The sequence below is a fragment of the Brevibacterium sp. HMSC07C04 genome (assembly GCF_001815905.1).
Taxonomy (GTDB): Bacteria; Actinomycetota; Actinomycetes; order Actinomycetales; family Brevibacteriaceae; genus Brevibacterium.
The window spans coordinates 105,789-115,927 of record NZ_KV823268.1 but is presented as its reverse complement, the minus strand read 5'-3'; the positions used below and the strand labels follow the sequence as shown (position 1 = coordinate 115,927).

9 protein-coding genes and 3 tRNA genes are annotated in these 10,139 nt (G+C 60.7%); 9 read left to right on the top strand and 3 right to left on the bottom strand.

What is annotated here, in order from left to right; all coding sequences use genetic code 11:
* Positions 1-146 precede the first annotated feature (146 nt).
* From HMPREF3162_RS07965 to HMPREF3162_RS07945, 5 genes are read left to right on the top strand one after another with little or no spacing between them, the layout of a single operon-like run.
* A complete protein-coding gene (locus tag HMPREF3162_RS07965; protein WP_070575036.1) occupies positions 147-941 on the top strand; it encodes an amino acid ABC transporter permease in 795 nt (264 codons plus the stop codon).
* A gap of 1 nt (position 942) precedes the next feature.
* The gene (locus HMPREF3162_RS07960; RefSeq protein WP_070575039.1) at positions 943-1,728 is read left to right on the top strand and encodes an amino acid ABC transporter ATP-binding protein; all 786 of its coding nucleotides are present in this window, start codon (positions 943-945) and stop codon (positions 1,726-1,728) included.
* Positions 1,729-1,754: 26 nt separating this feature from the next.
* Positions 1,755-3,431, top strand: coding sequence for an amidohydrolase (locus tag HMPREF3162_RS07955; protein WP_070777542.1), 1,677 nt, complete (start codon positions 1,755-1,757; stop codon positions 3,429-3,431).
* Positions 3,432-3,462: 31 nt separating this feature from the next.
* Complete coding sequence (locus HMPREF3162_RS07950; protein WP_070575056.1) at positions 3,463-4,698, top strand: M20 family metallo-hydrolase; 1,236 nt, start codon at positions 3,463-3,465, stop codon at positions 4,696-4,698.
* A gap of 2 nt (positions 4,699-4,700) precedes the next feature.
* Entirely contained in the window at positions 4,701-5,372 is a 672-nt protein-coding gene (locus tag HMPREF3162_RS07945; RefSeq protein WP_083304181.1) for a YigZ family protein, read from the top strand.
* Positions 5,373-5,406: 34 nt separating this feature from the next.
* On the opposite strand, the gene ybaK is transcribed toward HMPREF3162_RS07945, so the two are convergent.
* From ybaK to HMPREF3162_RS07930, 3 genes are all read right to left on the bottom strand, one after another.
* Positions 5,407-5,895 (bottom strand): Cys-tRNA(Pro) deacylase, encoded by a 489-nt coding sequence (gene ybaK, locus HMPREF3162_RS07940; protein ID WP_070575060.1) that lies wholly within the window; start codon positions 5,893-5,895, stop codon positions 5,407-5,409.
* A 218-nt stretch (positions 5,896-6,113) separates the two neighbouring features.
* Complete coding sequence (locus HMPREF3162_RS07935) at positions 6,114-7,280, bottom strand: hypothetical protein (protein WP_070575063.1); 1,167 nt, start codon at positions 7,278-7,280, stop codon at positions 6,114-6,116.
* Positions 7,281-7,615: 335 nt separating this feature from the next.
* Positions 7,616-7,969 carry a metallopeptidase family protein gene (locus tag HMPREF3162_RS07930; RefSeq protein ID WP_070777541.1) on the bottom strand — a complete coding sequence of 118 codons (354 nt, stop codon included), beginning with the start codon at positions 7,967-7,969 and terminating at the stop codon, positions 7,616-7,618.
* 199 nt (positions 7,970-8,168) lie between these two features.
* Between HMPREF3162_RS07930 and HMPREF3162_RS07925 the strand changes: the two genes are divergently transcribed.
* The 4 genes from HMPREF3162_RS07925 (at position 8,169) to HMPREF3162_RS07910 (ending at position 10,115) form a co-directional block, all read left to right on the top strand.
* Positions 8,169-8,241 (top strand) — tRNA-Glu (locus tag HMPREF3162_RS07925).
* A gap of 32 nt (positions 8,242-8,273) precedes the next feature.
* Positions 8,274-8,347: transfer RNA gene (locus tag HMPREF3162_RS07920), tRNA-Asp, on the top strand.
* Between the two features lie 63 nt (positions 8,348-8,410).
* Positions 8,411-8,486, top strand: a tRNA-Phe gene (locus HMPREF3162_RS07915).
* A gap of 279 nt (positions 8,487-8,765) precedes the next feature.
* A complete protein-coding gene (locus HMPREF3162_RS07910; RefSeq protein ID WP_070575068.1) occupies positions 8,766-10,115 on the top strand; it encodes a sodium/glutamate symporter in 1,350 nt (449 codons plus the stop codon).
* Positions 10,116-10,139 lie beyond the last annotated feature (24 nt).

Genomic DNA, 10,139 nt, shown 5'->3' with positions numbered 1-10,139 from the left:
GTTCGGCGACGAAGTCTCCGACAGCCTCAGCGTGACCGAAGACGCCAAGGGCTGACACTTCGCCCCACGGGGTGCCGCTCACCGCGGGTGGGCGGCACCCTTTCCCGAGCAGACTCCCCCATTCCCACCCCTGACCAGGAGGCACCGTGGCTCTGAGCATGAAGCAGCGCCGGCGCACATCCCTGACGATCCAGTACGCAATCTTCTTCATCGTCATCATCATTCTGGCCGTCACAATCGACTGGCCGAACATCGTCGACAAGTTCTTCAACTTCCGGATCATGGCCCAGCAATTCCCGGCCGTGATCACCACAGCACTGAAGAACACGATCATCTACACGGCCCTGGGCTTTGTGTTCGCCATGGCACTGGGCATTCTGCTGGCGCTCATGAAGCTGTCTTCGGTCGGCCCGTACCGGTGGATCGCAACGGCGTACATCGAATTCTTCCGAGGCGTCCCGGCACTGCTGGTGTTCCTCGCCTTCGGGTTCGGCATCCCCACCGCATTCCAGGTCAACCTGAACAACTACCTCACCGTCATGCTCGCGCTGGGAATCGTCGGCTCTGCGTACATTGCAGAAACTCTGCGCGCCGGCCTGCAGGCCGTGCCGAAAGGCCAGTACGAAGCGGCCCGCTCGCTGGGCATGAGCCACTCCAGGGCAATGATTTCGGTGGTTATCCCGCAGGCATTCAAAATCATCCTGCCGCCGCTGACCAACGAAATCATCATCATGACGAAGGACTCGTCGCTCATCTACCTGCTGGGCCTGCTGCCCAGCCAGTTCGAGCTCGCACTGTTCGGCAAGAACGCAATCGCCGCCCCCGAGGCCGGCCTGACGCCGCTTGTGATCGCAGGTGCCTGCTACCTCGTCATCACACTGCCCCTGGGCTGGCTGGCCCGCAAGTTCGAATCCCGCCAGCAGAAAGCGAATGGAGCCTGACATGACTGCCGAACAGACCACAGCCGTCAAACCGGCTGTCAAAATCACCGACCTGCACAAGTCCTACGGCGACGTCGAAGTCCTCAAGGGCATCAACGTCGAGGTCCTTCCCGGCGAAGTCGTCTGCCTCATCGGCCCATCGGGTTCAGGCAAATCGACCCTTCTGCGCTGCATCAACGTGCTCGAACAGTCCAACAGCGGAACAATCGAAGTCGCAGGATTCACCGCCACAGATCCCGACACCGACCTCAATGTCATGCGGCAGCACGTGGGCATGGTGTTCCAGAGCTTCAACCTCTTCTCCCACAAAACGGTTCTGGAGAACTGCACGATCGCACAGATCAGAGTTGCCAAGCGCGCCCCTGCCGAAGCGCAGAAGATCGCCCTGGAAAACCTCAAGGTCGTCGGTCTCGACCACTTGGCAGACCGCTACCCCGACCAGCTCTCCGGCGGTCAGCAGCAGCGCGTGGCGATCGCCCGAGCCCTGTGCATGAACCCCGAACTCATGCTGTTCGACGAACCGACCTCAGCTCTCGACCCCGAAACGGTCGGCGATGTCCTCCAAGCTATGCGCCGACTGGCAGGCCGGGGCATGACGATGGTCGTTGTCACCCACGAAATGAACTTCGCCCGCGAAGTCGCGGACAAGATCGTCTTCATGGACGGCGGAGTCGTCGTCGAAATGGGCCCACCGAATGACGTCATCGGCAATCCGCAGCACAAGCGCACGCAGAGCTTCCTGAAACGTGTGCTCGACCCTGACCACATGGAACACGAAATTGAATAGGAACCGAGTCAACGTAGTATCGAGGCATGCGCCTTGATCTGAGAATTGACAATGCCCACCTGCTGACAATGGAGTCCGCAGGCGAAGCCGACCCCTACGGCACCCGCGCGAAGCTGGGCTCCATCGGCATCATCGGCGATCGGATTGTGACCGTGGGCGATGAAGCCCGCGAAACCGCAGCCGATCGTGTTCTCGACGCCGACGGACGCTTTCTCACCCCCGGCTTCAACGACGTCCACTGCCACACCGCCTGGTACGGCATGACGCTGCTGGACGTCAGCGTTGAAAAGCTCGGCAGCATGGACGCCGTGTACGCAGCACTCGAAGCTGCCGTGAAGGAAAAAGCCCCCGGAGAATGGGTGACCGCCACCGGGTTCAGCCAAAACGACTACGACGGCCAGTACCCCGACATCCGGGTGCTCGACCGGATTGCCGACGGCCGCCCCATGTTCATTCGCCAAGTGTCCGGCCACGCGGCGATCGCCAACACGGAAGCACTCGAACGCGCCGGGGTTTTCCGCGACGACTTCGAAACACCCGAGGGCGGCAAGATCGTTCGCGACGAAAACGGTCAGCCCACCGGGCTCATTGAAGAAACAGCCCAGGCGCTCGTACAGGACCTCATCCGCCCCTATTCGCGGTCGCTGCTGGTCGACGCTATTGATGCCGCCACCTCGTCGTATGCCCAGCAGGGTCTGACCAGCTTCGGCGATGCGGGCATTGCCGCCGGGTGGATCGGACATTCGCCCACGGAACTCGGCGCCTACCAGGAGGCCCGCCAGAACGGACGCCTGCACGCGCGCGGCCAGCTCATGCCGATGGCCGATGCTCTGCGACCAGTCCACGCCCACGACGACGACCACAACGGACTGGGACTCGACCTCGGCGTCGTCAGCGGATTCGGCGATGCCATGCTGCGCCTGGGACCAATCAAGATCTTCATGGACGGCGCGATGAGCTCCGAAACCGCCGCCATGTACGACAACTACGAAGGCTCGGATTCCCCCGGCTACTTCCAGGACGACCTCGAAGTGCTGCGCAGGCAGATTCTCGACACCTACCGGGCCGGGTGGTCTCTGGCGGTGCACGCTATCGGCGACAAGGCCGTGGCAAAGGCCATCGAGTTCATCTGCGAAGCCCAGGACACGTACGGTTTCCCCGCCCAGCGCCAGCCGGGACACACCATCCCCAACCGCATTGAACACGCCGCCATGGTCAGCGACCCCCAGCTTAGAACCCTGCGCGAATACGGCATTGCGGTCACCCCGCAGGCAGCCTTTGCCGATGCAATCGGCGATGCCCAGAACGCTTCTCTGGGCGAGGCTCGACGCCCCCTGCTCTATCGGGCCAGGGCATTTTTCGACAGCGGAGTTCTCCTGCCTGGCTCATCCGACCGTCCGTGTGCCGACGGCACACCCCTGCGCGGTATCCAGGCTTTTGTCGACCGGCGCACCCGCTCCGGCGACATCATGGGCTCTGCCGATGAATGCCTCACTCCCCAGCAGGCGCTTGCCGCATACACCTCGATCGCGGCGGAGGCCTCCGGCGATCTTGCCGACAAGGGAACCCTCAGCCGCGGCAAGCTGGCCGACATCGTCTTCCTCGATGACAACCCGACCGCGGTTGATCCCACCACAATCAAGGACATCAACGTCGCGGCCACCATGCTGGGCGGCCGCTTCACGCACGGAAGTCTCAACTGACCATCCCGCCCACAGCAGAAAGGAGCTGACGGTGTCCGCAGACGCCCAGGCCCAAGAATTTCTCAACGACTTTGCCACCATGAGCGGCTTCGGGCAGACCGCCCGCGGCGGTGTGGACCGGGAAGCAATGACCCAAGCGGATGTCGACCAGCGCAACTGGTTCGGCGACTGGCTCAAAGAGCGCGGCTTCAGCGTCGAAGTCGACAGGGTCGGCAACCAGTTCGGACTGTACCGCTTCCACCCCGATGCCCCGTTCGTTTTGTTCGGTTCGCACATGGACTCACAGCCGACCGCCGGCCGCTTCGACGGCGCCTACGGTGTGCTCGCCGCAGCACACGCCGCCCACCGTGTGATCGAAGCCCACCGGGAAGCGGGAACCACCCCGAAGCACAACATCGGCGTGGTCAACTGGTTCAACGAAGAGGGCTCTCGCTTCGAACCTTCGATGATGGGTTCGGGTGTGTACACCGGCAAACTCGACGCCGACACCGTGCTCAAAACCGAAGACCTCGACGGCACGTCCGTTGAAGACGCCCTGCGCGCCGGAGGATACCTCGGAACCGGCGACGGACCAGAGGCCGCGGCCTACGGTGAAATCCACGTGGAACAGGGCCGCCTCATGGAAGACGCGGGCAAGCAGATCGGGCTTGTCGAAGCCACCTGGGCTGCGCACAAATACCACCTGATCGTCCACGGCGAACAGGCCCACACGGGATCCACCGTCATCGCCGATCGCCACGACGCTCTGCTCGGCGCATCCCACCTGGTCATTGCGGCACGCGAAATCGCCGACCAATTCGGCATCCACTCCTCGGTCGGGCAGATGGTCGTCCTGCCCAACTCCCCCGTCGTTGTGCCAAGCGAAGTCCGCATGCACATGGACTTCCGCTCCCCCAGCCAGGAAAAGGTCGAACAGGCCGATGCGAAGCTGAAGGAGCGCATCAAGCAGATCGAAAGCATCGCCTCGGTCCGCATCGAAGAGGGCACCGCCCACGCGTGGGACAAACAGGCCTACCACGACGCCGGGGTAGAACTCAGCCGACAGGCGGCCGAAGATCTGGGGCTGTCGCACATGAACATCATGACCGTCGCCGGACACGATTCGACGAACATGAAGGACGTTGTGCCGACCGTCATGCTGTTTGTGCCGTCAGTTGAGGGTGTGAGCCACAACGAAGAAGAGTTCACCACCGATGACGACATGCTTGCCGGTGTCACGCACCTGACCGAAGTCGTCCGCCGCATGGCCGACGGAGCACTCGACTGAACGTGAGGCTCGAAGACTCTGCCGAGCAGCTGCGAGCGGCTCTCGCACAATTCCCCGTGGAGAGCTTCCGCAGCGTGGCCGGTGTCGGTTCGGCGACCCTGGAGATCAAAAAATCCGAGTTCATCGGCCTTGTTGCGCCTGCATCGACTGAAGAAGAAGCGCGGCGGATCATCGACGAGCAGAAACAGCTGCACCCCAAAGCCCGTCACTGGTGCACCGCCTACATTCTGGGTCCAGACGCACGCACACAGCGGTCCAATGACGACGGCGAGCCAGCAGGAACAGCAGGCGCTCCGATCCTCGATGTTCTGAACGGCAGCGGACTGACAGACACTGTTGCGGTTGTGACCCGCTACTTCGGCGGAGTTCTGCTGGGTGCCGGTGGGCTTGTCCGCGCCTACGGTTCGGCTGCTTCCGAAGCTCTTGCGCGGACGAAGATCATCACCCGCAGCCTCATCGTCCCCGTCAGTGCGCGTCTGGACTATTCGACGGCGGACACTGTTCGAGCACGCGCCGAACAGCGCGGCTGGAAGATCATCGATGCCGAGTACGCGGCGGATGTCACCGTGCACACGGGAGTTCCCGCTGACGATGTCGATGACTACGTGCGCATGCTGGCCGACCTCAGCGCCGGTGCTGCACAGCCGCTGATCGGCACACCCCGCTACGTATAGCTGTTCGCTGCGCGCAGGGGCCGTCAAGCTGCGGTCAGTCGAGGGTCGCTATTCGGCCGACTTTGGCCTGGGTGAGTGACACGATGTCCTCGGGCTGCATTTCCACCTGCAGGCCGCGCTTCCCGGCTGACACAAACACCGTCGGATAGTCTGCAATTGTCTTGTCAGCTATGACGGGGTGCTGACGCCGCTGCCCGAAGGGGCTCACTCCCCCTGTGATGAATCCGGTGCGGCGCTCGGTTTCGGCCACGCCCGCCAGCTGGGCTTTGCGGCCGCCGACGGCAGTCGCAGCGGCTTTGAGGTCCAGCTGCCCCGATACGGGCACCAGCGCGATCGTCGGCTGTCCGTCGACGAGGATCATCAGGGTTTTGAACACCCTCCCGTATTCGACTCCCAGTTTGTCAGCCGCTTCCGTTCCATAGCGGCGAGCCGCCGGATCGTGCACGTATTCGTGCAGAGAGTAGGAAACTCCCTTGACGTTGAGCACTTTGAGTGCGGTTGTCGATGCGGTCTGGGTCTTCACGAGGCTTCCTCCTGCACGGCTGCGCGTGCGGGCACAATTCCGTTTGGTCTGCCGTTAACCATATGAAAACCCGTTCGATGGCACCAAATACGGGCGAGTCTCGGTGTTTCGCCTTCAGGTAGATAAACCCTTGCGTGAGCGCGAAAGCACCCCGCCGACAAGCGACGGGGTGCTTCCTTTAAGGCAGTACCGCTATATTGCGATGCTCATCTGGCCTATCATCCCTGTCCGGTGAGGATGGCGATGAGCTTCTGGATCAGGTTCATCCGCTCGTTGCCGTCTTCGGAGCCCTTTTCATTGGATTCTTCAGTGTTCTCAGTCGGCTTTTCAGGCTGAGTGGTCTCCGGTGCCTTCGTGCTGTCGGACTTCTTCGGGTCCTTCGACTTGTTCGAGTCGTTGGTGTTCTTGGAGTCCTTGGACTTCTCCGACTTCTTGTCGGACTTGGACTTGTCCTCAGGCTTTGTGCTCGGTTCAGTGGTGCTCTTGTCCGACTTCTTTTCGGTCTTGCGCTTTTCACCCGCAGGGGTGAACGTCGCGTCGTCGAAGGTGATCTTGTCACCTTCAGCCTTCGGGTAGAGCGACTTGTTCGCCTTCGTCGTCCACAGGTTCACCCGAAGCTGCTGGGTTCCGTTGTCCCTCGGGACACGCTTGGTCTGAGTGTCATCCGAAAGGACAGTGCCATCTGCAAGCGATGTGATAACCCGCAGGTAGTTCTTATCCCAGACGGCTTTTGTCTTGATTGTCTGAACGCCCTTGGGGATATCAAAGCGCTTGTGGGGAACCCGGTCGCCGAAGCCCTTAAGGTCATCAGGGTAAACAGTTACCATACCGAAGGTTTTGGGACGGTCCGCGCTGCCCCAACGGGAAATCTCAATGAAGTCGATTTCCGAGCTGCCCTTCATATTGGTGTGCTTTTCCATTCCGGGCGTACGGTCAATGGCAACTTCTGCAGTGTCGTACGTAAAGATTCCAAGAACGTTGCTCGGATCCATTCCGTCGAAATCTCCGGTGTAGCTGAATTCGTATGTGCCATAACCGGTTGATTCCGTAGCAATCAGCTCAACGCCGCCGTCAATGCCCTTATTCTGAACAACAAGCTCGTCTTTGCCGTTCACATGGGCACCCTGCACCCACTTACCTTCGCCATCGCTGGGGTGCGGAGCCTGCGGACCACCCCAGCCCATGACATCATTAGTGGAGCGAATAGCCCAGTCCTGACCTGAGAATTCGATCGTCTTGAACTTGTAGTCGGTTTCAAACCGACCGCTCTCATAGGAGATCTTCGGAGGAGCGGCCTTTGCCTCTACCGCAATAGAAGCAGGAAGGACGAGTCCCATCGCCAACGGAACAATTGCATACTTTGCAAGATTCTTTTTGGTGAACACCTGCGGTCTACCCCTTCGGCTTAAATGTTTATTCAGCATCAAAGTAACATCTGGATAACATCTTTGAGCGAGTCCAAAGCGTAGCACAGCGAATTCGGCGTCCGCGATGGCAAAACCGGCTGGAAAATCGCCGAAAACAGGCATTTAGACCTATTGATTTTGGGCCCCTGGCCCCACCCTTTTTGACAGCTGCTTGAACGGCTTCCGCGTGTACTCTGGCAAAGCTCGACTCAGGAGACATTCCGAGGCTTTTCGAAAATCACTCAAACTTTGGGTACAACGCAGGCTCGACTCGATACGGCCTAGGACTCAGCTTCAACCGAACTCAAACGAAGCTAGGCCCAGCCCAGTTCATGCAGCCGCTGGTCATCGATCCCGAAGTGATGCGCGATTTCGTGGATGACGGTGATGTAGATCTGATCGCGCAGATCGTCGTCGTCTATTGCGAAGGCGACCAGGTTGTTCTTATACAGACTGATGGTGTCCGGCGGAACGAAGCCGTATGAGGAGTCGCGCTCAGTAAGCGCCACACCTTCGTAGAGCCCCAGCAGATCAGGCTCTTCCAGCGGAGCGTCGTCCTCGATGAGGATGGCGACATTGTTCATGGCCTCGCGCAGCTCGACCGGAAGGTCACTCAGTGCAAGCTCAACGACCGCAGTGAACTCGTCGCCCGAAATGCTCTTCTCCACACATCCTCCGCTCTCCGTCTGACTTGGCAGTTTAGGCCGGCTCAGCGCATCAGCCGAGCCCGAATCCTCTCCGCCCAAAGTGCGCCGCAGCCCGCGTGGCCAAGGTCACGCCGGGGCACCGCCCTCGATTTTGCATTCTCTCAAAGCGGCCTATATAGTTATCTCTGTTGCTCACCGCGGAAGCGGTCAGAAACACCAGGCCCCCATCGTCTAGCGGCCTAGGATTCCGCCCTTTCACGGCGGCGACACGGGTTCGAATCCCGTTGGGGGTACTCGAAACTTCGGTTTCAATTTAAAAGAATAAGGCCCTGTGGCGCAGTTGGTCAGCGCGCCGCCCTGTCACGGCGGAGGTCGCGGGTTCAAGTCCCGTCAGGGTCGCGGAGCACAAGGCTCTTCTGCTTCAGAAGAGCCTTTGTTCTATCGACTGAACAGCCAGTCGATGGCTCTGTAGCTCAGTTGGTAGAGCGTTCGACTGAAAATCGAAAGGTCACCGGATCGACGCCGGTCGGAGCCACCAAGCAAAACCCCTGCTTCGGCGGGGGTTTTCGCGTATTCGGACATCGTTCTCACTCCCCCTTGAATACATAGTTTGAGAGGGCCCGCTGCAGCTCCCACCCACGCGCCGCACAGCACAGCAGACCGGACAGCGCGCACAGGCTGCGCTTCCGATCTGCACAGCATGCAGGCTTTGTTAAGACCCGTTAAGATTCCTGAGAACACTCTGTGTCGCCAATCACTGCTCTGACTCCTGTTGCAGATCGCAAAGCCGCGGCAAAGCGGAGCCGGAAGGAACCACATGTCTGAATTCACTCCCTGGACTCTTCTCACTGACGCGGGAATGATCGGGGCCCTGTTGGCTGTCGGCGTGCTTCTGCGCGCGATCATGAAAACGCTCCAGTCACTGCTCATCCCGGCATCGTTCATCGCAGGCTTCCTCGGCCTGGCGCTGGGACCCAACGGCTTCGGCCTGCTGCCGTTCTCCGACGAGCTCGGCACCTACGCTTCCGTTCTGATCGTGGTTGTGTTCGCGTGTCTGGCCATGTCAGATGACTTCGACTTCCGCAAAATCAAGGGCCCCATCGTGAGCTTTTCCGCATACGGGGTGCTCATCTACACCGCCCAGATTGCGATCGGCATTCTCGCCGTCATGCTGCTTTTGGGCCCCGTGTTCGGCGCGGACCTCACAATCGGCACACTGCTGTTCGCGGGCTGGGCCGGCGGTTTCGGCACTGCAGCGGCTATCGGAGATGTCTACGCCGGTGCAGGGCACGAAGATCTGCGCTCCCTCGCTTTCACATCAGCAACCGTCGGCTTGCTCGCAGGCATTGTGGGCGGCATCATCCAGGCGAAGATCGGCGCTATGCGGGGCCACGTCAAAGAGTTCGCCGGCATGGAGTCCATTCCGAAGGACATGCGCACAGGCGTGCTCACCGGAGAAGACCGTCGCACACCCATCGGGCAGCACCGTTTCTCCGGTTCCAGCATTGAGTCCCTGGGCTTCCAGGTGGGCATAGTTCTTGCTATCGCAGGTGCTGCCTACGGCGTGACTACGCTGTTGGGCAGCTGGTTCCCCGCTGTCAGCTTCCCCACCTTCTCGGCTGCCTTCCTCGTCGGCCTGGTGGTCCGCGGTCTGTTCAAAGCAACCCGCACCACTAAATTCGTCGACCGTGACAGCCTCACCTCGATTTCCGGTTCCGCAACCGACATTCTCGTGGTCTGCGGTATTGCGTCCATTCAGATGCAGGCTGTCGCCGACAACCTCCTGGTGATGTCAATCCTGTTCGTCGTCGGTCTTGTGTTCTGCCTGGTTCTCGGTCTGCTGGTGGCGCCCCGCACCCTGCAGGACGGCTGGTTCGAAAAGCAGATCTTCACGTGGGGTTGGGCAACAGGTGCTGTCAACACCGCGATCGCCCTGCTGCGCATTGTCGACCCCAAGCTGAAATCCGGAACACTGGAAGACTTCGCCATCGCCTACATTCCGGTTGTTCCCGCCGAAGTCACCGCGGTGACGTTCGTTCCGGCGCTCGCCATGGCAGGCTTGGCCTGGCCGATCCTTGGCATTTGGGGCGGTATCGCCGCTGCTGCCGCGGTCATCTTGGCGATCGTCGCGGTCCGCAACCGCTCCGCCGTACCGACCGCCGCGTAGCCGCCCGCATCCCGCATAGATCCT